General features: G+C 35.3%; 29 protein-coding genes. 10 read left to right on the top strand and 19 right to left on the bottom strand.

Annotation, left to right across the window (positions count from 1 at the left end; all coding sequences use genetic code 11):
* The first annotated feature begins 71 nt into the window (after positions 1-71).
* From EKM03_RS00535 to EKM03_RS00500, 8 genes are all read left to right on the top strand, one after another.
* A complete protein-coding gene (locus tag EKM03_RS00535) occupies positions 72-515 on the top strand; it encodes a GNAT family N-acetyltransferase (protein WP_126457805.1) in 444 nt (147 codons plus the stop codon).
* Between the two features lie 10 nt (positions 516-525).
* Complete coding sequence (locus EKM03_RS00530; protein WP_126457807.1) at positions 526-984, top strand: hypothetical protein; 459 nt, start codon at positions 526-528, stop codon at positions 982-984.
* Positions 985-1,106: 122 nt separating this feature from the next.
* The gene (locus EKM03_RS00525; protein WP_126739696.1) at positions 1,107-2,573 is read left to right on the top strand and encodes a lipopolysaccharide biosynthesis protein; all 1,467 of its coding nucleotides are present in this window, start codon (positions 1,107-1,109) and stop codon (positions 2,571-2,573) included.
* Positions 2,570-3,004, top strand: a complete 435-nt coding sequence (gene dut / locus EKM03_RS00520; protein WP_126552895.1) for a dUTP diphosphatase — start codon at positions 2,570-2,572, stop codon at positions 3,002-3,004. The genes EKM03_RS00525 and dut overlap by 4 nt, the downstream gene beginning before the upstream one ends.
* A gap of 84 nt (positions 3,005-3,088) precedes the next feature.
* Positions 3,089-4,099, top strand: coding sequence for a sugar phosphate nucleotidyltransferase (locus EKM03_RS00515; protein WP_126739695.1), 1,011 nt, complete (start codon positions 3,089-3,091; stop codon positions 4,097-4,099).
* Positions 4,100-4,516: 417 nt separating this feature from the next.
* The gene (locus tag EKM03_RS00510) at positions 4,517-5,866 is read left to right on the top strand and encodes a lipopolysaccharide assembly protein LapB (protein ID WP_126739694.1); all 1,350 of its coding nucleotides are present in this window, start codon (positions 4,517-4,519) and stop codon (positions 5,864-5,866) included.
* Positions 5,866-6,651, top strand: a complete 786-nt coding sequence (locus EKM03_RS00505) for a DUF4292 domain-containing protein (protein WP_126561344.1) — start codon at positions 5,866-5,868, stop codon at positions 6,649-6,651. The genes EKM03_RS00510 and EKM03_RS00505 overlap by 1 nt, the downstream gene beginning before the upstream one ends.
* Before the next feature lie 23 nt (positions 6,652-6,674).
* On the top strand, positions 6,675-7,928 hold the full coding sequence (locus EKM03_RS00500; protein ID WP_126455028.1) for a murein hydrolase activator EnvC: 1,254 nt from the start codon (positions 6,675-6,677) through the stop codon (positions 7,926-7,928).
* Between the two features lie 201 nt (positions 7,929-8,129).
* Here EKM03_RS00500 and EKM03_RS00495 read toward each other — a convergent pair whose 3' ends face one another.
* Entirely contained in the window at positions 8,130-8,978 is an 849-nt protein-coding gene (locus tag EKM03_RS00495) for a polysaccharide deacetylase family protein (RefSeq protein WP_126739693.1), read from the bottom strand.
* Between the two features lie 15 nt (positions 8,979-8,993).
* Entirely contained in the window at positions 8,994-10,022 is a 1,029-nt protein-coding gene (locus EKM03_RS00490; RefSeq protein ID WP_126739692.1) for a hypothetical protein, read from the bottom strand.
* 340 nt (positions 10,023-10,362) lie between these two features.
* Between EKM03_RS00490 and EKM03_RS00485 the strand changes: the two genes are divergently transcribed.
* Entirely contained in the window at positions 10,363-12,441 is a 2,079-nt protein-coding gene (locus EKM03_RS00485) for a TonB-dependent receptor (RefSeq protein ID WP_126739691.1), read from the top strand.
* A 19-nt stretch (positions 12,442-12,460) separates the two neighbouring features.
* Here EKM03_RS00485 and EKM03_RS00480 read toward each other — a convergent pair whose 3' ends face one another.
* From EKM03_RS00480 to EKM03_RS00445, 10 genes are all read right to left on the bottom strand, one after another.
* Entirely contained in the window at positions 12,461-12,904 is a 444-nt protein-coding gene (locus tag EKM03_RS00480; protein ID WP_126515255.1) for a cytochrome c, read from the bottom strand.
* Positions 12,905-12,907: 3 nt separating this feature from the next.
* On the bottom strand, positions 12,908-14,032 hold the full coding sequence (locus EKM03_RS00475; protein ID WP_126739690.1) for a PQQ-dependent sugar dehydrogenase: 1,125 nt from the start codon (positions 14,030-14,032) through the stop codon (positions 12,908-12,910).
* A gap of 208 nt (positions 14,033-14,240) precedes the next feature.
* Positions 14,241-14,393 (bottom strand): hypothetical protein, encoded by a 153-nt coding sequence (locus EKM03_RS14935; RefSeq protein ID WP_158616358.1) that lies wholly within the window; start codon positions 14,391-14,393, stop codon positions 14,241-14,243.
* A gap of 12 nt (positions 14,394-14,405) precedes the next feature.
* Entirely contained in the window at positions 14,406-14,573 is a 168-nt protein-coding gene (locus EKM03_RS14930) for a hypothetical protein (protein ID WP_156063277.1), read from the bottom strand.
* 25 nt (positions 14,574-14,598) lie between these two features.
* Positions 14,599-15,108, bottom strand: a complete 510-nt coding sequence (locus EKM03_RS00470; RefSeq protein WP_126552907.1) for a DUF2480 family protein — start codon at positions 15,106-15,108, stop codon at positions 14,599-14,601.
* Positions 15,109-15,189: 81 nt separating this feature from the next.
* Positions 15,190-15,513, bottom strand: a complete 324-nt coding sequence (locus tag EKM03_RS00465; RefSeq protein WP_066075681.1) for an SUF system Fe-S cluster assembly protein — start codon at positions 15,511-15,513, stop codon at positions 15,190-15,192.
* Between the two features lie 128 nt (positions 15,514-15,641).
* Positions 15,642-16,049, bottom strand: coding sequence for a GxxExxY protein (locus EKM03_RS00460; protein WP_126457831.1), 408 nt, complete (start codon positions 16,047-16,049; stop codon positions 15,642-15,644).
* 70 nt (positions 16,050-16,119) lie between these two features.
* The gene (locus EKM03_RS00455) at positions 16,120-16,539 is read right to left on the bottom strand and encodes a SufE family protein (protein WP_126563510.1); all 420 of its coding nucleotides are present in this window, start codon (positions 16,537-16,539) and stop codon (positions 16,120-16,122) included.
* Between the two features lie 23 nt (positions 16,540-16,562).
* Complete coding sequence (locus tag EKM03_RS00450; protein WP_126552911.1) at positions 16,563-16,994, bottom strand: hypothetical protein; 432 nt, start codon at positions 16,992-16,994, stop codon at positions 16,563-16,565.
* Between the two features lie 106 nt (positions 16,995-17,100).
* Positions 17,101-18,315, bottom strand: a complete 1,215-nt coding sequence (locus tag EKM03_RS00445) for an aminotransferase class V-fold PLP-dependent enzyme (protein ID WP_126457837.1) — start codon at positions 18,313-18,315, stop codon at positions 17,101-17,103.
* Positions 18,316-18,552: 237 nt separating this feature from the next.
* Between EKM03_RS00445 and EKM03_RS00440 the strand changes: the two genes are divergently transcribed.
* Positions 18,553-19,899, top strand: a complete 1,347-nt coding sequence (locus EKM03_RS00440) for a serine hydrolase (RefSeq protein ID WP_126739689.1) — start codon at positions 18,553-18,555, stop codon at positions 19,897-19,899.
* A gap of 70 nt (positions 19,900-19,969) precedes the next feature.
* Here the strand turns inward: EKM03_RS00440 and sufD are convergent, their stop codons facing one another.
* The 7 genes from sufD to sufB all read right to left on the bottom strand — a co-directional run bounded on the left by sufD (position 19,970) and on the right by sufB (position 24,508).
* On the bottom strand, positions 19,970-21,286 hold the full coding sequence (sufD, locus tag EKM03_RS00435; RefSeq protein ID WP_126552917.1) for a Fe-S cluster assembly protein SufD: 1,317 nt from the start codon (positions 21,284-21,286) through the stop codon (positions 19,970-19,972).
* Positions 21,287-21,383: 97 nt separating this feature from the next.
* A complete protein-coding gene (locus EKM03_RS15350) occupies positions 21,384-21,563 on the bottom strand; it encodes a four helix bundle protein (RefSeq protein WP_255416579.1) in 180 nt (59 codons plus the stop codon).
* Positions 21,503-21,760 (bottom strand): four helix bundle protein, encoded by a 258-nt coding sequence (locus tag EKM03_RS00430; RefSeq protein WP_255416577.1) that lies wholly within the window; start codon positions 21,758-21,760, stop codon positions 21,503-21,505. Before EKM03_RS00430 ends, EKM03_RS15350 begins: the two co-directional genes overlap by 61 nt.
* Positions 21,761-21,809: 49 nt before the next feature.
* Positions 21,810-22,562 carry a Fe-S cluster assembly ATPase SufC gene (sufC, locus tag EKM03_RS00425; RefSeq protein ID WP_126455797.1) on the bottom strand — a complete coding sequence of 251 codons (753 nt, stop codon included), beginning with the start codon at positions 22,560-22,562 and terminating at the stop codon, positions 21,810-21,812.
* Between the two features lie 44 nt (positions 22,563-22,606).
* Positions 22,607-22,846: a Txe/YoeB family addiction module toxin gene (locus EKM03_RS00420; protein WP_126457846.1), complete on the bottom strand. Its 240-nt coding sequence runs from the start codon at positions 22,844-22,846 to the stop codon at positions 22,607-22,609.
* A complete protein-coding gene (locus EKM03_RS00415; protein WP_126457848.1) occupies positions 22,837-23,040 on the bottom strand; it encodes a DUF2683 family protein in 204 nt (67 codons plus the stop codon). The genes EKM03_RS00420 and EKM03_RS00415 overlap by 10 nt, the downstream gene beginning before the upstream one ends.
* Before the next feature lie 19 nt (positions 23,041-23,059).
* Positions 23,060-24,508 carry a Fe-S cluster assembly protein SufB gene (sufB, locus tag EKM03_RS00410; protein WP_126457852.1) on the bottom strand — a complete coding sequence of 483 codons (1,449 nt, stop codon included), beginning with the start codon at positions 24,506-24,508 and terminating at the stop codon, positions 23,060-23,062.
* Positions 24,509-24,582 lie beyond the last annotated feature (74 nt).

Genomic DNA, 24,582 nt, shown 5'->3' with positions numbered 1-24,582 from the left:
CAAAAATTTACCCTATCATCACTTTCAATCTCATTCCTTTTTCTCTAATTTTACATTTTTGAAAAGCAAATATGAAATTAGAAATTAGAGAACTGACCACTAAACAGGAAATGTTAGCTCAATATGAAGTTATGCTACATTTATATACGAATTTCACTTTAGACAAATACGATGCGTATCTCACAGAGATGATCCCACACAACTACAAGCAAATTGCCGTTTTTGAAGGTGATGTATGTGTTGGACTCTCTGGATTGTGGTCAGGAACTAAACTCTGGTCTGGCAAGTATTTAGAAATTGATAATTTTATTGTACACCCAGATCACCGCAAAAAAGGAATTGGCAAAATGTTGACGGATTATGTTGATGCTTTGGCAAAAAAAACGGGCTGTACGATGATCGTTTTAGATGCCTTTACCGGAAATTTCACCGCACATCGCTTTTATTACAACCAAGGTTACGTACCCAAAGGGTTTCACTTTCTTAAAATTTTAAACGAAGAAGGTCTAAGTTAAAGAGAAAATTATGAAAGGATATAAAATAATTTTTTTCTCTGTGATTACCGCTATCAGCCTTACTTTTTGTGCTATGAAACACGAACTTCAAACGGAATTCCCTCAAGAAATACAATCAGTATTCTACCAAAAAGTGAAAAAAGATACGGAAAGCAGCGTGATCAATTTTTATATCGAATTCAAAAAACCGCTTGCGGCAAACATCAAATTGGAGAAAATCTATTTTCACAATCAAGAATCTCTAGTTCAGGAAATTACACCAAAAGACTTTAAATCTTCATTTTTACAAAGCAATAAAAAAGAAGATTTGATTATGGATATAAATCCCACCAAAGAATATTGCAACAAAGCACCTATAATTTCAAAGACCAAATTCGATATCAAATCCACTGAAGCAGTATTAAAATACAAGCTAAAAAACAAAACGTATTATTTGAAAATCTCCAATGTCTTCGAAAAACCGCTCTAATTAAAATCTTCAAATCAAATATTTCTAAGACGAAACAGCAGTAAAAACAAAAAGGTACTGAGGTCATTTAAACCAAAGAATTGGTTATTTTTGTCGATATCAATTTAAACAAATACACCATTTTGGGATTATATAAAAATCTTTTTAAACAGACTGCGATTTACGGGTTAGCAACGGTTGTCCCGCGAATGTTCAGTTTTTTTTTGGTGCCCTTATACACTGATTTACTTCCAAAAGCAGCATACGGAAAGGTTTCGATCATTTTTGCCGGCATGATTTTTTTTAATGTCATTCTTGCGTACGGAATGGAAACCGCTTTTTTTAGGTTTTATAATAAAGAAACCAACAAAAATTCAGTAGTTGAAACAACCTCAGTGTCGATCTTCTGGACTTCACTTACCTTTTTATTCATAGCATTACTTTTTCGAAACACATTAGCGCTTTGGTCAGGAATTGATGAACAATATATTACATACACCATTTGGATTTTAGTGCTCGATGCATTGGTTATTGTTCCGTTCTCTAAATTAAGGGTCAACCAGCAACCCGTAAGATATGCCATAATCAAAATAGGAAATGTAGCCGTCAATCTTTTTCTGAACCTTTTCTTTTTGAGTTATTTACCCGCGATTGCAGAATCAAATCCGGACAGTATTTTACGCTCTTTGTACCTGGAAGATTTCCAAATAGGATATATTTTTGTGTCCAATATCGCGGCGAGCTTACTTACATTTATACTGCTGTCCCCCAATTATTTCAAACTCAAATGGCAGTTTGATTATTCGCTTTGGAAACGCATGATGCAATACGGTATGCCCATAATGGTCGCTGGAATCGCATTTGCCATCAACGAACAATTCGACAAAATTTTACTGGGATACTTATTGCCTCCTGACATTGCTGATGCCGAAGTGGGCGTTTATTCCGCCTGCTACAAACTCGGTTTGTTCATGGTCTTGTACCGTACGGCCTATACTTTGGGAATCGAACCCTTCTTTTTTAGCCATTCTAATAGTCAGGATGCGCCACAAACCTACGCTACAATTACCAAATATTTTGTCATTTTCGGGTCGTTTATATTACTGTCCGTCATCGTTTTTGCCGATGTGCTCAAAGTTATTATGATCCGAGATGATTCCTATTGGGAAGCCATGAAAGTAGTACCATTAATTATTTTGGCCAACTTTTTCTTAGGAATTTACACCAATCTTTCCGTTTGGTACAAACTGATCGACAAAACCCATATTGGTGCATACATTTCTATAGTGGGAGCCATCATTACCTTAGCATTAAACTTTCTTTTAATTCCTACAATGAGTTATTACGGTTCTGCAATTGCCACCATTGCGGCTTATGGAAGTATGATGTGTATTTCCTACTATTTTGGGAATAAATATTATCCTATTCCGTATGATACCAATAAAATCTTCATGTATCTATTGATTTCAGTAGGATTTTCGGCAGTTTCCTTTTATGGTTTCAGAGAGAATTATTACGTAGGAATCACGTTATTACTGGTGTTTATGTATTTTATATACCACAATGAAAAAGAATTATTAATCAAAATTATTAATCGAAAAAAACAATGACAATAAACATAATCAACAAATCACAACATGCCTTGCCTAACTATGAAACCATAGCCTCAGCAGGAATGGATTTACGTGCCAATTTAACGGAACCCATAACATTAAAGCCACTGGAAAGAGCGATTGTAAAAACAGGTCTTTTCATCGAATTGCCCATAGGGTACGAAGCGCAAGTAAGACCTCGAAGCGGTCTCGCTGCTAAAAACGGAATTACGGTGTTGAACGCTCCCGGAACAGTAGATGCCGATTATCGGGGTGAAATCGGAGTTATTTTAGTAAATTTATCCAATGAAGATTTTGTTATCCAAAACGGAGAACGCATTGCGCAACTCATCATCGCAAAACACGAACGTGCAGAGTGGATTCAAGTACAAGAGCTGACAGAAACCTCCAGAGGAGAAGGCGGATTTGGTAGTACGGGAGTGAAATAGATTTAATAATTTAAAGATTGAAAAATTTAAAGATTTGCGATACTCTTTAAATTTTTCAATCGTTTAATCTTTCAATAAAAAAACATGAAAATAATTGTCCCAATGGCAGGCCGTGGTTCACGCCTTCGCCCACATACATTAACCATTCCTAAACCTTTAATTCCTATTGCAGGAAAACCGATTGTTCACCGTTTAGTAGAGGATATTGCAGGCGTATTAAATCAAGCGATCGAAGAAGTAGCCTTTATTATTCATGAAAGTTTTGGCAAAAAAATAGAAGAGGAACTAATTGCTATTGCACAAAAATTAGGCGCCAAAGGCACTATTTATTACCAAAACGAAGCTTTAGGAACGGGTCACGCTATTATGTGTGCCAAAGATTCTTTGAGCGGACCTGCAGTTATTGCTTACGCAGATACGTTAATTCGTGCTGATTTCGATTTAGATGCAACTGCGGATAGCGTGATTTGGGTAAAACAAGTAGATCAGCCAGAAGCTTTTGGTGTTGTAAAACTGAATGAAGCAAATGAAATAGTAGAATTAGTAGAGAAACCGGTAACTTTTGTCTCAGATCTTGCCGTTATCGGAATTTACTATTTTAAAGATGTGGCCGTGCTGAAAAACGAATTACAATTAGTATTAGATAACAATATTATCCACGGTGGCGAATATCAAATAAATGATGGTATCAAACAAATGATGGCTAAAGGCATGAAATTTGTTCCCGGTAAAGTGGACGAATGGATGGATTGTGGCAACAAGAATGTAACCGTGGAAACCAATTCCAGAATGTTAGGATTCTTGCACAATGATGGCGAACATTTAGTGGATTTTGATGTCAAATTAGAGAATTCGACTATAATTCCGCCTTGTTATATCGGTAAAAATGTAATTTTGATAAACGCAACTGTTGGACCGAATGTATCTTTAGGTGATGGATGTCATGTTCAAAACAGCACGATAAAAAACAGTTTAGTACAAACGCACTCTCATATCAAAAATGCGAATTTAGACAATGCAATGATTGGGAATCACGCGAGTTTTGATGGGAATTTTTCCAGTATTAGCATTGGGGATTATTCGATTTTAGAATAAAAAAATTCAATTAATGCACTAAGAAATAAGAATAAAACAATGTTGCATTTTTTTACCATATAAGTCATGTAAGTTTAAGTTTCAATTGTGTTGGCCTTATGTAACTTAAACAATCATAAGGTCATTTAAGGTTTAATTCTTATATGACTTATATATCAAATAGTATTTCACTCATTTTTTAGTATGACATTAAATAGGTCCAACTACTTAAATGCTATAATCAAAAATAAAAATATTTAATTTTAAACATACGAGTCTTGCAAGGCTATGTGGCTTCGCTTAAATGAACTATTGGTTTTACTTGAATTAATTCAAAACTTATATGACTTATATGTTTAAACAAGTATGCGACGAAATGTTATTATTTGTAATGTTAAGTGGTATTATATAAAAAAGATTCAGGATTAAAAATACAGCATGAAAAAAAGCGCTTTCATAATTTTATTTCTCGTTTTGCAATGCAATTCGGCTTTGCTGTGGGCACAAACAGAACCTGAGGAAATAAAGCTCGATACGGATCAGTTTCAGGAACTTTTTTATGAATCGTTGTTGCAAAAAGGGATTGAGAACTATGATAAAGCAATTGTAGCTTTGGATAAAGCCAATAAAATTAAACCCAATGATGCCGCCGTATATTATGAGTTAGGGAAGAATTATTTAGCATTAAAAGAGTATAAAAGTGCTTATAATTACTTTGAAAACGCCACTAAAATTGATCCTAAAAACAAGTGGTTCTGGATAGGAATGTATGATGTGAGTTACGAAACTAAAAATTTTACTCAGGGAATTACCGTCATCAATAAGTTGATTGAATTTGATCCCAAGTACAAAGAAGATTTGACCTCACTTTATATGGGGACTAATCAGTATGAGAAAGCTTTGGCACTGATTCAGGAACTTAATGAAACCATCGGAAAAACAGATAGAAGGGAATTATACAAAAGCCAGATTCTGTCTGTAGGAAAATTTCAGAATATGGAGATTACCAATCTGGAAGATCTGATTGCTAAAAACCCACAGGATGAGTTCAATTATATCAGTTTAATTTTTTTGTATTCGAAAAATAATGAAGAGTCAAAAGCGTTTGAAACCGTCAAAAAACTCGAAAAAGCAATCCCAGATTCGGAGTGGGCACAAGTAAGTGTATTCAAAAATTACTTGGATGCTAATGACGCACCAAAAGCCATTAAAGCAATGAATATTGTTTTGGCCAGTGCCAAAATTGATCCGAAAATTAAACACCGAATTCTGAATGAGTTTCTGGTTTTTACCGATAAAAATCCGCAATATTCGGCTGATTTAGAGAAGGCTGTCGGCTATTTTGACAAGGATACTTCCGTTGATGTTGCCAAAGAAATTGGGAAGTTTTTCCATGCTAAAAAACAATGGAACAAAGCAATTATGTATTATGAAAAATCAGCAAATAAGGAATCTGATGATGCCGTCGGAACGAATTTACTTTTGCTTCAAGCGCATACGGAGATGAAACAATTTGATACAGTAGCTAGGAAAGCTTCGGCACTTATGGAGACTTTTCCAACGCAGCCTCAGTTTTATTATTATGCGGGTTTAGCCAACAATCAGCTGCAACAATTTAAAAAGGCGAAGGGTTTTTTAGAAATGGGCATGGATTATGTAGTGGAGAATAAAGAGTTGGAAATCAATTTCAATATTCAACTTGGAGAAGCGTATAATGGTTTGGGAGATTTCAAGAAAAAAGACTTGTTTTTCTCTAAAGCCAATCAATTATTAAAAGAAAAAAAATAATGAAAAAAATTTCAATAGTAGTTCTACTTACTGTTTTTATGATTTCTTGTAAATCTAAAGCCATTGTGGTTGCTGCCAGTAATGAGCCCGTTGCTGAAGCGGGGTATATGTCAGCCAAAAAAATAATAGAAAATCATTATAACAATAAAAATGAATTTTCTACATTATACATTAAGTCAAGCGCGCGTTATGCGGATGACAAGCAGACCCAAAACGTTACCGCAGAAATTAAAATCAAGAAAGACGAACAAATTTTAGTAAGCATTCGTTTTCTTGGAATTACAATGGCAAAAGCATTGATTACGCCTTCCACGGTGAGCTATTACGAAAAAATCAACGGAAACTATTTTGAAGGGGATTTCAGCAGTTTAAGCCAGTGGTTAGGAACGGATTTGGATTATAATAAAATCCAGAACATGTTATTAGGTCAGGCTATTGATGATTTGACTAAAGGAAAATATCTAGGAACATTATTGGAACAAACCTATCGATTAGATGATACATCGAACAAAAACACGAAAAAATCATTCTTTTTAGATGCCGATAAATTTTTAGTTCAAAAGCAAGAAATTACACAAACTGCCGAAGAGCGAACGATCAAAGTTACATACACAGACAACAAAGTATACAACGAGACAACATTGCCTACAAGTGTTTTAATTAATACGTTTCAGAAGAAAGGAACTACCGAAATCAGTTTAGATTACAATACGGTAACTTTCAATGAAGAACTTTCTTTTCCTTATAGTGTTCCAAATGGGTACAAAAGAATTATAATTAAGTAAATTAGCAAAAATATTTTTCCGATATGCCAAAATTTCTCCTAAGCCTAATTTTAATTTGTACCACTTCATTACTATGGAGTCAGGAATCCCAACAAGAAAAATTAGAAGAACGTAAAGCTCAAATTCAAAAAGAAATTCGAGAAAATGAAAGATTACTGCAGAATGTAAAGAAAAAAGAGAAATCCGCTCTCAATGTGGTGATTATTCAAAGTACTAAAATAAGGCTTAAAGAAAAATTAATAAATACCACTGAAAAGCAAACCAAGTTGCTTAACAACGATATGTACATTAATCAGGTTCAGATCAATAAATTAAAAAAAGAATTGGGGGAACTGAAGGAGGATTATGCCGAAATGATTTTAAAATCATATAAAAGCCGTTCGTCAGAAAGTAGAGCGATGTTTTTATTGTCTTCTGAAAACTTTTTACAGGCATACAAAAGAGCGCAGTACATGAAGCAGTACACCAGTTATAGAAAAGCACAGGGCGAGGAAATTAAATCTAAGTCGACCAAGTTATTGGACTATAATGATAAATTAAACATTCAAAAAAAGGAAAAACAAAAACTGATTGCCGAAAACGAAAAGGAACGATTGGCTCTGGAAAAGGAAAAGAAAGAACAGCAAAAGGTAGTAAATTTTATCAAAAAAGATAAAAATATGATTGCCAAAGAGCTTAAGAAAAGACAACAAGAGTACAAATCAATTGACAGACAAATCAATAAATTAATTCGGGAAGCCATTGCGGCAGCCAATAGGAAAGCCGCCTTAGAAAAAGCGAAAGCCAATCCAAGTGCTCCGGTTTCCAGAGGTGCAGTGTCATCCTCTAAAATTGAGTTAACTCCCGAAGCTAAAATAGTTGCTGATAATTTTAGAGCGAATAGAGGAAGATTGCCGTATCCTGTTGAAAAAGGATATATATCATTAGGATATGGAAACCAAACCCATCCTTTGTTCAATACAATTACGGTTCACAACAGCGGTGTAGAAATCACTACGGACAATGGCGCAAGTGCCAGAGCTGTTTTCGGAGGAGAAGTAACCAGTGTCATCGTTTTGTCACCAGTAAACAAAGCGGTAATGATACAGCACGGAGATTTCTTTACGGTCTATCAAAATTTAAGCTCAGTGTCAGTCAATAAAGGAGATAAAGTGAGTATAAAGCAAAGTCTTGGAAAAGTAAGAACGAATGGCGAGACCGGAAAAACGATAATTAAATTTTTAATCCTACAAAATACAACCTATAATAATCCTTCAAGCTGGTTGTCCCCGAGATAGAAAATAGTTGTCTGATAAAAAAAGCACTATCAATTCAATCGAATTGATAGTGCTTTTTTTAGTTAAGGAATTCTTTAGTATTAATGGATAAAAGGTCTGTTGACGAAACCTTTTTGACGGTTGTGCTCCATTACTGTAGTGTTAGTATAGATAGCTGTTTGATTTTTGAATAAATTAACGAATTTAGAACCTTTTAATGGGTTATTCTGCTTTGTTAAAAGAAGAATGTACAGCTTTCATCATTCCTTCAGTAGACCAGGTTCCGGAAACTATAATACGTCTGATAGTGTACAATGGATCTGCAGGATCTCTTTTGGTTGATAAAATATAAGCCATTTCATAACCACTTTTCTTAATTTCAGGAATAGCTGCAGTATTCCATAATCCAAATGGATAGGCAAAATCCGTCACCGGTTTTCCTATGATTTCTTCTAATTTTGCTTTTGGTTTTACCAATTGTAAATTCCAGTCGTCGCCCGTATATTTTGTAACCATATGATGATCCCAAGTATGCGCGCCTACCACATGTCCGTCATCAGATAAGCTTTTAATTTGCTCTTTGCTCATATATCCGGGACGATTAATTGAGACAGTCATAATATAAAACACGCCTTTGAAACCCTGTTTTTTCATTTCGGCTGCGCCAATGCTAAATTGTTCTTCTCTGGTATCATCAAAAGTAATCATGATTGGTTTTTCCGGTAAGGGACCATCAAATACTAAATAATCATAGAGTTGTTGTGGCAAAACGGTTTTATATCCTGCATCGGCTAAGGCTTTCATTTGTGCTGCAAAAGCACCAGGTTTTACGGTGTACACTTTCATGTTTCCGCTCGCACTGGCACTAAAATCTCGGATATTATGATAACATAAAACGGGTACTTCTTTTTTTGAAAGAATAGTCGCAGCATCAGCCGCTACTTTTTTTGGTGCAATAATTTTTGCAGGAACAGTTATAAGCGGGATTTCCGGTATTATTTTACGAGGTTCTGATTGGCATCCAACTACTAAAAAAAATCCAATAGAAACCGAATAAAGAATATTCTTCATAAATCAATTAGTAAATTATTGGTACTGAATGTAAATTGGTTTTGGAGTGAATTTTACTAATTCCTCTGGGCTGTACATCTTCCAATCGTTTTTATTGTCATTTTTATAAAATAATTTAAAACCAGTGAATTGTACCGGTTCTCTATAAATATAACTCATATACGTGGACTTTTTTAGAATTTTACTTCCAAAACCATCCATGTCCATAACGATTTGAACTTCAGGAACGGTCTTGATTTCTTTATAGTTTTTTACCATGCCCTGAGTAAAACGGTGTATTACAAGCACTTTTGGAGTCAGTTTATTTTTGCGCACAATATTTGCCAATATGTCAATGGCATCGTTAATATCAGCGGCAGTGAAATGCCCGATTTTTGAACCTGGGCGCTCTCCATTTTTCATAGAAAACTCCGGATCAATTCCAAGGTGTACATTAGGCATTGAAAGGTATTGTTCCAGTTCTGCCACTTCTGCCTTAACGGTGCTGTGTCCCACCTGAATGTCTAGAAATACCAGCGCATTTATAGGTTTTGCCCAACTTATAATAGTGTCTATTTGCTTAAATGGCATACGCATGCGGTGCATATTATTTTTTCCCGGAGCGCCTTGAGCGGTAACGGCAATATAATGCAAAGCGGGAATTGCTTTTACAGTAGAATCAGCAGCTTGCCACTTGGCCACTTCACCTTGTAATTTTGCCAACATTTCTTTTCGGGGAATTTCACCTAATATTCCCATTCTGGTGGAATATAAGTTGCCGTAATAAGCAATGATTCTATTGTAGGGCAAGAGTGCGCCCGGTAAAGGATAAGGGGCTTTTACAGGCCATCTGCCCGTGGTGTCATTGTTGCTTAAGGCAATCATTCTGGAATTAAAATCAAGCGTGTCGATGGTAAGGGCTATTTTCTTTTCTATCGAATCTACTTTTACGGTGGCCGGTTTTTCTGTTTCACTTTCATTATCAGCGGCTTTATTCCGATTACAGGCTAGCGTACTTAACAATAATACGGGAAGTGTGATATATGCAATTGTTGATTTTTTCATAGGTAGCTACTACTTTTTATTTAAAATGAAGGTCCAAGTTTAAAGATAATTTAATTCTGGGATTAATCACAAAGATATGATTTTTAAAGAACGTCATTTTGGTTAAACTAGTGTTTTTAAAATGGTGTTTTTTATATAATTTCCGTTTAAACTAGACTTTTGTGTAATTTTACAATAATCTTTAATCGAATTCAAAACAATATGAAACAGAATGTAAATTGCAACTTATAATTGTAGGGAGCATTTTTATTTAATCCATATTTTATTTAAAAGGGTTTTTTGGAACAAAAAGAAAATACTAACTTTATAAACGTTTTCATTCCCTTAAACACAACAAAAATTGTTCAAAAACAGCCTTTCCTTTCTTCTTTTTTTATGTAGTGTTTTCACTGTTTTTGGACAAATAAAAAAAGATACCATAGCCCTTTCAGAAATCACTTTGAAGGGTTCGCCAATTAAAAATGCACCTCAAAACACTGCTTCTTCCGTTTCAGTGATTACTACTGCCGACATCAATAAAAGTGATGGCATTATACTGACTCCTGTGCTAAACAAAATTCCCGGGGTTACCATGCAACAAGGTGCGTTGAACACCAACAGGATTACGATTCGTGGCATTGGCGCCAGATCTCAATACGGAACCAATAAAATAAAAGCCTATTTTGATGGTATACCATTGAGTTCCGGTGATGGTGAAACCACTATTGACGATATTGATTTAGCGTCAATCGAAAAAATAGAAATCATAAAAGGACCAAATTCTACGAGTTTTGGATCCGGTTTGGGTGGCGTGATTCAGTTGTTTTCAAGAGAAACTCCATTATTGGAATCGTTTGGAAAATCAACAGTTACTTTTGGGAGTTTTGGGTTGCTACAAAACCGACTCTCGGCAGGATACAGCGATTCCAAAACGAATGTATTTGCGAGTTTTACGGATTTACAAAGTGAGGGATTCAGGGAAAATAGTTCCTATGACAGAAAATCATTTAACCTGCATGCCAAACAAAAAATTAATTCAAAGGGTAGTTTTTCCTTTTTGGGAACATTCACCCGATTGAAAGCTTTTATTCCAAGTTCTATCAATGAGACGGATTTAAAAAATAATCCAGAGAAAGCAGCCGCTACATGGGCAGCCGCACAAGGTTTTGAGTCGTATGATAAATTCATGCTGGGTTTAGGATACGACCATCAATTTTCTGAAAAATGGTCGCTGCAAACCAGTATTTTTTCTAATTTTAAAGATGCTTACGAACCCAGACCTTTTGACATTTTGGACGAAAAAACAAGTTCGCTAGGCCTTCGTTCGAATGTGAATTACAAAGACCAATTGTTTTCTTTGCCCTTTGAACTGAGTTTTGGCACCGAATTATTAACGGAAAAATACGCGTATTCCCTTTTTAAAAATTTGTACAAATCGCAACCTGGTCAAGGTAGTTTAAAAGGCGACGAATTCAGCTCCATCGAACAAAACCGGAACTACAGCAACTACTTTTTACAAATGGAATTTTGGATTTCAGATAAACTGCATCTGGAAACCGGAGTAGCATTTAACACAACCAAATATTCGTTAAAAGATATTTTCGAAAATAATTCTGGGGCTCAAAAAATGCCCTTTACTTTTGGAAATGTGTGGTCACCAAGAATTGGTTTCTCGTATAAAGTAAGCAAAGGAAAAAATATATTTACATCGGTGAGTAAAGGATTTTCGGTGCCATCAGTTGCTGAAACACTGACTCCAGAAGGGCAAATAAACACCGATTTGAAACCAGAAGTGGGGTGGAATTATGAATTGGGTTTCAAAGGAAACTGGCTTGAAAATAAAATATACACCGAAGTAACGTTTTATAGCACACAAATTGAAAATTTATTAGTGGCACGACGCACCGCCAATGATCAATTTGTTGGGATTAATGCAGGAAGCAGTTCACATTCAGGATTAGAATTCTTGGTTAATTACAAACTTTTCGAACTTACTCAATTTCAAATGACTTCTTATTTTTCAGGTGCGGTGAATAACTTTAAATTCAAAGAATTCTTGGATGGTGATGCTGATTATTCGGGAAATCAATTGACGGGCGTTCCTGAAAAGCAATTTAATTTTGGAGTAGATTTAACCACAAAAAATGGATTTGGTGTCAACACTTCTTTCCGAACGATGAGTAAAATTCCGTTAAATGATTCCAATACAAAATACAGTGAGCGGTATTCGTTGCTTGATATTAAAACGACCTATGTTTTCACGATTTTTAAAATCCTGAAAACAGAGCTGAATGCTGGAATCAATAACGCTTTGGGTACTAAATATGCGGCTAATATTTTGCCAAACGCAGTTGGTTTCGGCACTGCCGCGCCACGTTATTTTTATCCAGGAAATCCCGTCAATTTTTACGGTGGTTTTTCGGTAGCGTTTCTTTTTTAGATAGGAATCAGTCGATATTTTATTTTTTAATGGCAGCGACTTCTTTCTCGGTAACGATTTTGGTTTGTTTATTACTCCAGGAAGTCATAATGTAATTCATCACATCAGCCACTTCCTGATCCGTAAGTCCCATGGCCGGCATGCTGCTATTGTACTTGATTTTATTGACAACAATTTCGCCACTTTGTCCAAATTTTACGGCAGCGATACTTTGATTTCTCTTAGTTTTCAACCAGTCCGAACCGTCTAGAGGCGGGAAGTTCTTACCATCTCCTTTTCCATTTGCGCCATGGCATTGCATGCAAAAATCTGCATAAATTTCTTTTCCGGGTGACTGAAGTTTTGCAGCAACTTCGGTTTCAGTATTCAAGTCAATATAGTTGTCTGCGGAAAATGGATTTGCAAAAGAGAAGCTTCCCAATACAAACACTCCAAATCCTAAAAATAATTTCGTTATCAACATCGTTTAATTTGGTATAATTTTAATAATTCCTTTTCCTTCCACGCCCATATAAATATAGCCATCCGGACCTTGTGCCACATTACGCACGCGACCAATTCCGGTTGCAATTTTTTGTCTGCCGATCACTTCGTTTCCTTTTAACTTTAGCAATTCAAGATATTGGAATTTCAAAGAGCCCACCAATAAATGTCCTTTCCAGTCTGGATATTTGTCGCTGGTGACAAAGGTCATTCCGCTTGGAGCGATGGACGGCAACCAATAATAAATAGGTTTTTGGATGCCTGGTTTTTCATTTTCTTTACTAATGGTGGTTCCGTCATAATCGATACCATAAGTAACCACAGGCCATCCATAATTGATTCCTTTTTTTATGATATTGATTTCGTCTCCACCTTGTGGGCCATGTTCATGTTCCCAAATGGCGCCTGTTACTGGGTTTTTGGCCATTCCTTGCGGATTCCGATTTCCATAAGTGTAAATTGCTTCTTTGGCTCCGGTTTGACCTACAAATGGATTGTCTTTAGGAATGCTTCCATCATCATTTAATCGGTATATTTTTCCGCCATCGCGTGTAATGTCTTGCGGATTTACAAAATGTTCGCCCCGCTCTCCGATGGAGAAATATAAATAACCATCGTCGTCAAATAGAATTCTGGAACCAAAATGTTGTCCTTTTGTAGTGTTTGGAGTGGCTTTGTAAAGTGATTCAATTTGTGTCAGCGCTCCGTCCAATAATTTGGCTCGAATGAGTTTTGTGTGACCGCCGGTACCTTCCCCTTCATCGGAAGCGAAGGTCATATAAATCCAACCATTTTTAGCATAATCAGGGTGTAAAGCGATGTCTAATAACCCGCCTTGTCCACGTGCGTATACTTTTGGAACATTTTTGATTTCTGTTTTTGTTCCGTTTTTGATATGGTATAAAACACCACTTTTTTCGGTAACTAACATGCTGCCCTCTGGCAACCAAGTCATCCCCCACGGAACAACAATATCTGCAACCACGGTTTCAAGCGTATAGTTTTTTACCTCGTCTTTAATAGGAATGTCATCAGATTTTACCTGAGCGTTACAACTTAAAGAAAGAAAGGATATAATTGAAAGTGAAACTAATTTAATTTTTTTCATGAGTATCATTTTTGGTCTTTTTAAAAAAGAAATCTTTTTAAAGATAGTAAAAGAGGATTTAAAAAGGCAAATAAGTATTTAATTTTGCTTAGAATTAACAAAAGGAAGCTATTGAATTCCTTTTTTAGAGCTATAATTTAAATTTAGAATTGGACAAAAAACTCACCTAAAAATCAGGGGGTTAAAATTTAATCTTCTTGAAAAAAAATTATTTCTTAGCGCTGTATTTTGCAGTTCTGGCGTTATTGATTACCCCTTTCCAGTTCAATCCAAAACCAAAATCATACACATTACCAGATGCATCTGTGTATGGAATCATATCGAGAGGAACGTCTTCTAATTGTTTTTCAACGGTTGTCATATTCAATGGCATTTACAAAGGCAATAATCCGGAAGGTTCTGTTTTACCCGAAACAATATCCAATAAAGCTTCCATTTGAACACCAAATTCTCCCACGATGGCATCTACTTCTTTTTTAAATTCCCCAAAAACCATTGGATTAGAAATATTCACAGATACTAATACCGGCTTTCCTTTCATGGCGCTTTTAGTTTCCGTAATGGTATTATCCTTTTTTAGGCGCTTTGTATAATGGAACGGCAGAGCAGGCTTCACCATACATGATACTTCGTGCAAAAGGGTACAAGTAATGCGCGGCCAATACATAAGCCCGCATCGGAACCGGTTTTCTGGAGCATCCTTTTATAATAATAGGCTTGTTTTCATACGCTGAGTAGTCAATTTTAGGCAGTAATTCTTCATACAAGGATGCGTCTAAATCTTCCAAGGTTCCATTGATAATTTTCTTTGCAAATGGCGCCAATTGAATGGCAACCAAAATCGAAGCCCAGGCAGGAACAATAGCATCAGTGCTGCAGTGAATTGCCACATAGTGATCTTGATATTGTGACCAATCGTGATTTTTCAGTTCCTCTCTAAAGTCTTTTTCTTTCAATAAAAATCCTTCTAAAAGCCATTTTGAAATATCGATTTGCGTACGAATCCCTTTTGGATAATAGTCTTCAAGATCGAAAACTTCCAAAACACTATTCGCAACTTTATTTATTATTTCCATTTTAAAAGTCATAAAGTCGAATATCGAAAGTCATAAGGTCAATTACTTAGAGACTTTATGACTTTCGACATTAGGACTAATTTAAAGCATTCCCAATTCTAATTTAGCTTCTTCGCTCATTAAATCTTTGCTCCAAGGCGGATCAAAAGTAATTTCTACTTCAGCGTCTTTTACATGTTCGATCGATTTCACTTTTTCTTCCACTTCTCTTGGTAAGCTTTCTGCAACGGGGCAGTTGGGCGAAGTAAGGGTCATCAGGATTTTTACTTCATAATCCGTATTGACCATCACGTCATAAATTAATCCTAATTCGTAAATGTCTACAGGAATCTCCGGATCGTAAATAGTCTTTAATATTTTTACGATCGATTCTCCTAATTCAGTTGTGTCTATTTCTTGTTCCATTATTTGAGTGTTTTAACCATATAAGACATTGAAGGTCATTTAAGGTTTTTGTTTTGAATATTATATTTGTACTTTTTTTTATTATTTAGCTTGATTAAATCATATTTAAAGTCTGCTATGTTTGTTTTTTATTCTTCCAGATATCTATATCTTTCGTTGACATATGTTTTTTGTCCTTCTTTAAAAATATGTGTTACATTGAAATTTATCATTAATCCTATAGGAATTTCTAAAAGGTTCATATAGGTTAAAATTTGAGCTTCATGTATTGGTAAAACTTTTTCTATTGCTTTCAGTTCAACAACCAAACTTTTTTCAACCAATAAGTCACATCTTAATCCTGTTTCAAGTTCTAAACCTTTATAATAAACAGGAATTGTAAGTTCAGTTTGAAATTCAAAACCTCTTATTGTCAATTCTTTTTTTAAACAAGTATGATAAACACTTTCTAAAAGACCGGGACCAAGATGTTTATGTACTTCTATGGCACAACCATTAACCTGATAAATTAAATCTTTTAAATATGTTTTGGTCATAAATTTCCATTTTTTATTCTGACTTATATGACCTTAAATGTCTTATATGGTTAAACGAATTAGTTCGCAATTAATTCTGCGAATTGAATGCCAAAGCATACATTTTTATATTTTTTATCATAGATACCAATCCGTTGGCTCGAGTTGGCGACAAGTGTTCTTTCAAACCTATTTCGTCAATAAAATGTAGATCTGCTTCCAGAATATCAGATGCTTTTTGATTGGAAAAAGTACGAATTAATATCGCAATAATTCCTTTGGTCAAAATGGCATCACTGTCAGCAGTGAAAATAATTTTATCATCCGTTTGCTCTCCTTGCAACCACACTTTGGACTGGCAGCCTTTGATAATGTTGTTCTCTGTCTTGAATTCTTCTTTGATTAAAGGAAGCTTTCTTCCTAATTCGATGATGTATTCATAACGCTCCATCCAGTCGTCAAACATGGAGAACTCCGCTACAATTTCTTCTTGTATTTCTTTAATTTTCATACTATGCTGAATTTATTTCAGTATTATTCTTTAGCTAATGAAGTTATCGTATTCACAAACTTCTTAATTTCTTTTGGTGGAAAACCGTGATCAAAACTAGTGGTTTCATAGGCTTTCTCCTTAAGGGTAATTTTCAGTTTGGCTATAGCGGCACCGTCATGAAAACGTTTTTCGCTGGGCGCTTTGAGCTTAGACAAACTATCCAATTTCACTGTTTTAAAACAATCTACTAACTCTTTCCAGTCGGCATCCGATACTTTTTTGGGTATTGGTTTGTCATTTCCGTCTCTGTCTTTTGAAACTGTCAGTATCTGATTTTTCAGCGTTATTTTTTGATAAAAACCTCTGGTGTTGGCCGTGTATTCAATAACAGTAGTTTCCATATCTTGCGCTTTGGCACTATTGCAACCGTTGCCCATAAAAATAGTCAGGAATATAATAGATAGTATTTTCATATGAAGATAATATTTGTTTTTTATAGGAATATGGTATCGCCAGATCTTCATTGGTGTTTGATACAGCTTCTGTCATGGCGATTTCATATGAAGATAATTTTAAATTTTAGGACAGCATGACTTTTGCTTTTTTAATAGCTTCAACCATAACATCAATTTCTTCGGTGGTATTATAAAAAGCAAATGATGCTCGTATCGTACCTGGAATCTTAAAGAAATCCATGATGGGTTGCGCGCAATGATGGCCTGTTCGTACGGCTATTCCTAGCTTGTCAATTATAGTGCCAATATCGTACGGATGAATGCCTTCAATATTAAAGGATATTACGGAAGTCTTTGCTGCTGCGGTGCCAAAAATTTTCAACCCTTCAATTTCCAATAACCGTTTGGTTCCATATTCCAATAATTCTAATTCCTGTTGTTGAATGTTGTCAAAACCCACTTCGTTCATATAATCAACCGCAGTTCCCAGAACAATTCCTCCGGCAATATTTGGTGTTCCGGCCTCAAATTTATGGGGCAATTCCGCATAAGTAGTTTTTTCGAAAGTTACTTCTTTGATCATTTCGCCTCCGCCTTGATATGGGGGTAATTTATTCAACCACGCTTCTTTTCCGTATAAAATTCCGACGCCTGTTGGACCACATATTTTATGTCCTGAAAAAACATAAAAATCACAATTTAATTCTTGTACATCTGGTTTCAGGTGTGGAACGGCTTGTGCGCCATCAATCAAAATTGCGGCTCCTGCCTCATGTGCTTTGTCAATCATGTATTTGATAGGATTGACAGTTCCAAGAGCATTCGAAATATGATTTACTGTTACAATCTTCGTTTTGTCCGAAAGTAATTTGTCATATTCGGACATGATCAGTTCTCCATCCAGATTCATTGGAATGACCCGCAAAATTGCTCCGGTTTTCTCACACAACATTTGCCAAGGCACAATATTGCTGTGGTGTTCCATTGCCGAAACTAAAATTTCATCACCGGGTTTCAAAATCGAAGCAAATCCATTGGCCACTAAATTAATTCCATGAGTAGTCCCCGAAGTAAAAAGCACTTCATGGGGAAATTTTGCATTGATGTGATTTTGTAATTTACCGCGTGAAATCTCATATGCATCGGTGGCCAGTTGGCTCAGCGTATGAACACCACGATGAATATTAGCATTGATTTCCTGGTAGTATTTAGAGATCGCATCAATCACAACTTGTGGCTTTTGCGAAGTGGCTCCGTTGTCAAAATAAACCAATGCTTTCCCGTTTACTTTCTGAGAAAGAATAGGGAAGTCGGCTCTAATTTTATTTACATCTAACATTTTATCTGCTTGTTTTTATTGTTTTTATTGGTAAGATAGAACGCCAATAGTCAACAATTTTTTCGACAATCCAATTTAGTATTGGTCTTTTCTTATTTAGAATTTTTCTACATACAAAAGTAGTGAAATTGGAATTAATTTATAGCAAACACTTGTTAATAATACCTCATTTTCTCAATCCGATACTGTTCCAATAATGTGGTTCTTTTTTATTAAATTGCTTCAAATTAAGCCTCTATGAAAAAAGTATTCAAGTTCGTTGGTTTTGTCTCTTTTATCGGAATCTTTTATGTTGGTTTAATAACCTATCCAAAATTGGATTTAATTTCTGGCTTTTCAGCCAAAAGTATAGCCTCGGGACATTTTATTGATAATCGTTCGCAGAAAATGATAGAAAAAGGCGACAATGACATCGATATGATTGACTTAGCCAAAAACAAAATAGAAGCTACCGGAAAATTTGCGATTGCTTCGGTTTATGGTTTGAAAGAACGAAAAGCGATTTATCGTGAAGGCTTGGGGGCCACTTTAATCAACGATGATTTTGATGTTTCAAAGCCGTATTTGGTTCCTAAAAGAACGAGATTGAATATTAATATGCCTTTTCCATACGGGAATAACGAGCCAAAAGACACTGTTTTTTCAGATGTTGATTACACTAAATTGAATGCAGCTGTTGCCAATGCTTTTGATGAAAAAGAGGCAATCAAAAAAAGAACCCGCTCCCTTTTAGTGATTTATAAAGATAAAATTATTGCCGAAAAATACGATAGCGGTTTTGATAAAAACAGTAAAATATTGGGTTGGTCGATGACAAAAAGTATTACCAGCGCCATGTTTGGAATTTTGGAAATACAAGGCAAATACGATATTTACAAACCTGCTCCAATTCCAGAATGGAAAAATGACGATCGAAAAAGTATTACTACCAATGATTTATTACACATGAATTCCGGTTTAGAATGGGAGGAGCAATACGATAAAATTTCTGATGCCACCAAAATGCTTTTCCAAGCCGAAGACATGACCCTTGTACAACGGAAAAAATCAATGGTATTCCGGACGAATACGCATTGGAATTATTCTTCGGGGACCACGAATTTGCTTTCGGGAATTTTACGGAAGCAGTTCAAAACGCATCAGGAATATTTAGATTTCTGGTACAGTGCCTTGATAGATAAAATAGGAATGTACTCGATGGTAATCGAAACGGATATGGCAGGAAATTATGTGGGTTCATCTTACGGTTGGGCTACCACACGTGATTGGTCTAAATTTGGGTTGTTGTATTTGCATAAAGGCAACTGGAATGGTGAACAAATTTTCAACGAAAGTTGGGCAAAATACACCGCAACTCCTACAAACACTTCCAATGGAAGATATGGTGCGCATTTTTGGCTCAATGCCGGCGGACACTTCCCTGATGTTCCCAGAGATATGTATTACTGCAGCGGTTTTCAAGGTCAGATGGTAGCGATTATTCCATCACTGGATTTAGTGATTGTACGAATGGGTTTGAAGGAAAATCCTAATTTTGATTTTAATGGAATGTTGCGTGGGATTGTGGAGAGTGTGAAAAAATGATTGGATAAAAAACCCTGTTAGAGTTTTAAACTCTGACAGGGTTACTATTATAACTTCTTTTTAGTGTTGATTACAAATCGAATCCCATTTTTACACCTAATTTAGTTGCAATAATCGTAGTAATTCGTTTTTTGAGTTCCGGTATTTTAATGCTTTCAATAACTGCATTGGAGAAGGCATACATTAATAACGCTTTGGCTTCTTTTTTAGGAATTCCACGCGCTTGCATGTAGAACATTGCGGTTTCGTCCAATTGTCCAATAGTACAACCATGAGAACATTTTACATCATCAGCAAAAATTTCTAGTTGCGGTTTGGCGTTGATTGTTGCTTTATCACTCAATAGTATATTATTGCTTTTCTGAAAGGCATTGGTTTTCTGGGCTTCTCTTTCTACAAAAATCTTTCCGTTGAAAACGCCCGTCGAGCGATCAGAATAGATTCCTTTATAATCTTGATGACTTTCGCAATTAGGAGTAGAGTGCTGCACTAGAGTGTAATGATCTACGTGTTGTTTCTCCCCAATTATTGTTATTCCGTTAAGATAACTTACGATTCTTTCTCCAAAATGATAAAAGTTCAAGTTGTTTCTGGTGAGGTTTCCGCCAAAACAAAACGTATTAACGGATACACTGCTTTCTTGTTTTTGAGAAACGTAGGTATTGTCAATGAGATTGGCTTCAAGCGTATCGTTTTGAATTTTATAATAATCAACGATGGCGCGTTTTTGAGCAAAAATCTCAGTCACAGAATTCGTTAATACGGGATTTTCGGTTAAGCTTTGATGCCGTTCAATAATTTGTACATGGGAATTCTCCCCTACAATAATCAAATTTCTAGGTTGAACCATTAGTGCTGCTTCATTCCCTGTAGAGAAATACATGATTTCAATAGGCTTGTCAGCTACTTTACTTTTTGGGATATTGATATACGCTCCTTCATTGGCGAAAGCCGTATTCAATGATGTTAGACTTTCCTCTTTGCTGGCAATTTGATTAAAATAAGTATCAATAACCATTTTATATTTTGGTTTGGTCAATGCCGATGACATTAAGCAAACATCAATTCCTTCGTGTGTGGTTGACGATAAATTAGAACTGAAAACACCGTCGATAAATACTACTTTGTAGGTGTCTATTTCGTGTAAGAAATATTTTTTTACATGGTTGAATTCAACTGCATTTTCCTGTTTTGAAAAAACGGTAAAGTCATTTTTCAGGATGGCGTTTAGCGATGTGTATTTCCAAGACTCCTCTTTTTTTGTTGGGAAACCTTTATTTTCGAAGTTTTTTATGGCAGCAGTTCTCACGTCATGAAGTTCAGAATGTACATCAATGCGTTCTTCGAAAGCCATAAAAGACGATAGTAATTTTTCTTTTAATTCCATTTTTATTTAAGTCTTAAAGTCGAAAGTCAAATGTCTTAAAGTCGGTATAAGCATAAAATAGCTGATTCAACTATTTTAGACTTTCGACTTTCGATTTTTAAACTTTACGACTAGATTCTAGGTATTTAATAAAACCACTTAACAATTTTGATATTTCTGTTACTGATTCTAAAAGTTTTTCAAATTCTTCTTTAGTAATATAATCTAAATCAAATGCTAAATATAATTGAGAACGAACTTCTCCGGCGGAAGCTTTAGCAACATATAAAAAGTAAATAAACTCTTTGTCTGTATTTCTCTCAAAGCCTTCAGCGCGATATTTGATGATATAGAAATTGATGCTCGCCTAATTTGTCTAGTGAAATCAAAGTCTTTCTTGAAATTTGTATTTTCGGTAACTAAGTAAACTTTTTTGTTAAAAACTCTTGCTTTTTGCCAAGAATTAATTTCTTCGAAAGAATTAAATTTTCCCATTACTTTTTTCTTTTGACTTTATGACCTTCGACTTTAGACTATTTTAATTTTAAGCTTCTTGTTCTTGTTTAATCCAGTCGTATCCTTTTTCTTCCAGTTCGTGTGCCAGTTCTTTTCCACCAGATTTTACAATTTTTCCATTGTACAATACGTGAACAAAATCAGGAACGATATAGTCTAACAATCTTTGGTAGTGTGTGATCACTACAATTGCATTTTTGTCGCTTTTTAGTTTGTTTACCCCATTTGCAACAATACGCAAGGCATCAATATCAAGTCCAGAATCAGTTTCATCAAGAATAGCCAATTTTGGTTCTAGCATTGCCATTTGGAAAATTTCATTCCTTTTTTTCTCACCACCAGAAAAACCTTCGTTTAAAGAGCGAGACAAAAATTTACGGTCAATTTCTAATAATTCTGATTTCTCCCGAATCACTTTTAGCATTTCATTAGAAGGCATTTCTTCTAATCCTTTAGCTTTACGGGTTTCGTTGATTGCTGTTCTCATGAAGTTGGTAACTGAAACTCCTGGAATTTCCACTGGATATTGGAACGAAAGAAAAACGCCTTTGTGCGCTCTTTCTTCTGGTGCCAATTCCGAAAGGTCTTCTCCGTCTAAAGTGATTTCGCCTTCGGTTACTTCGTAGTTTTCGTTTCCTGCAATGATGGAGGCTAACGTACTTTTTCCGGCACCGTTTGGTCCCATTATCGCGTGAATTTCTCCCGCTTTTACTTCAAGGTTGATTCCTTTTAATATTTCTTTGTCCCCAATGGAGGCGTGTAAATTTTTTATACTTAACATTTGTTTCTTTGTTTATTCGTAATGACCTTTTAGTGATAAAATGTCTAATATTTCAATTGTATTTTCTCGGTAACTTTATATATAATACGATGTTCTTGATTTATTCTTCTTGACCATTTTCCAGAAAGCTGGTATTTCAATTGTTCAGGCTTTCCAATTCCTTCAAAAGGATGTAGTTGAATGTCTTCTATTAAATCTGTAATTTTATTTAAAATATTTTTATTTCCAGATTTAATCCAAAAATCTAAATCTTTTCTAGCTTTAGTCGTAAATACTATTTGCATAAAGCACGTATTTCTTCCATCGTCATTTTTATCCCTTTCCCGTTTTTAATACTTTGTTCTGCTTCCAAAATTTCTTTTACAAACTCAGGGTTATATGGATTTTCTTCTTTTACAATTTCAAATCCAAGTGATTTCGCCAACGATTTTAACACTGGAAAATCTTTTTTCTTTACATTTTTTAAAATTATATCCATAATATTTAGATTTAAAAAATTACCCTACAGAACCTTCTAACGAAATTTCTAATAATTTTTGTGCTTCTACGGCGAATTCCATTGGTAACTTATTCAATACATCTTTACTGAAACCGTTTACGATTAAAGCAATAGCTTTTTCGGTTGGAATTCCACGTTGGTTGCAATAGAAAACTTGGTCTTCGCCAATTTTACTTGTCGTAGCCTCATGTTCGATTTTTGCCGATGGATTTTTGCTTTCGATATAAGGAAAGGTATGCGCGCCACAATTGTTTCCCATTAATAAGGAATCACATTGTGAAAAGTTTCTAGCGTTCTCTGCGTTTGCTGAAATGCGCACCAAACCTCTGTAACTATTTTGTGATCTTCCGGCAGAAATCCCTTTAGATATAATAGTAGATTTAGTGTTTTTACCTAGATGCACCATCTTAGTTCCTGTATCGGCTTGTTGGAAATTATTGGTCACCGCAATCGAATAAAATTCGCCGGTTGAATTGTCTCCTTTTAAAATAACCGAAGGATATTTCCATGTTATTGCAGAGCCGGTCTCCACTTGTGTCCAGGAAATTTTTGCGTTTTTCTCGCAAATTCCTCTTTTGGTTACAAAGTTGAAAACGCCGCCTTTTCCTTCTTTGTTTCCCGGATACCAGTTTTGTACGGTTGAATATTTTATTTCGGCATCGTCCAAAGCGATTAATTCTACTACTGCAGCGTGCAATTGATTTTCATCACGACTTGGAGCGGTGCAACCTTCTAAGTAAGACACATAGCTACCTTCGTCAGCAATTAATAATGTTCTTTCAAATTGTCCTGTTCCTGCTTGATTAATTCTAAAATAGGTCGAAAGTTCCATTGGACAACGAATGCCTTTTGGAATATAACAGAAAGATCCATCCGAGAAAACTGCCGAATTCAGCGCTGCATAAAAGTTGTCTTTTTGCGGTACAACTGTCCCTAAATATTTACGAACTAATTCGGGATGTTCTTTGATGGCTTCAGAAATACTCATGAAGATAATTCCTTTTTCGCCTAATGTTTTTTTGAAAGTCGTTGCTACTGAAACGGAATCCACAACGATATCCATAGCTACATTATTCATCATCTTTTGCTCATCGACAGAGATGCCTAACTTTTTGTACATTTCTAAAAGTTCCGGATCTACATCATCCAATGTTTTATTTGGATCTACCGCTTTTGGAGCTGAATAATAGGAAATAGCCTGAAAATCAGGTTTGGTATAATGCACATTTGCCCATTCTGGCTCTGTCATTTGCTCCCAAGCACGAAAAGCCTCAAGACGCCAATCAGTCATCCATTGTGGTTCTCCTTTTTTGTGCGAAATAGCACGAACGATATCTTCATTTAAACCTATAGGAAACGTTTCTGATTCTAATTCAGTGTAAAATCCGTATTCGTATTCTTTATTTTCGAGTTCGATTTTTAAGTCGTCTTCTGTATATTTGCTCATTCTGATTTAAAGATTTAAAGATTTAAAGATTCAATTATTGAATATTAAACTTTATTATTTGTGTCTAAATATTT

Source organism: Flavobacterium sp. GSP6 (assembly GCF_003984855.1).
Classification (GTDB): Bacteria; Bacteroidota; Bacteroidia; order Flavobacteriales; family Flavobacteriaceae; genus Flavobacterium.
This window is presented reverse-complemented; position numbering and strand designations above follow the sequence as displayed.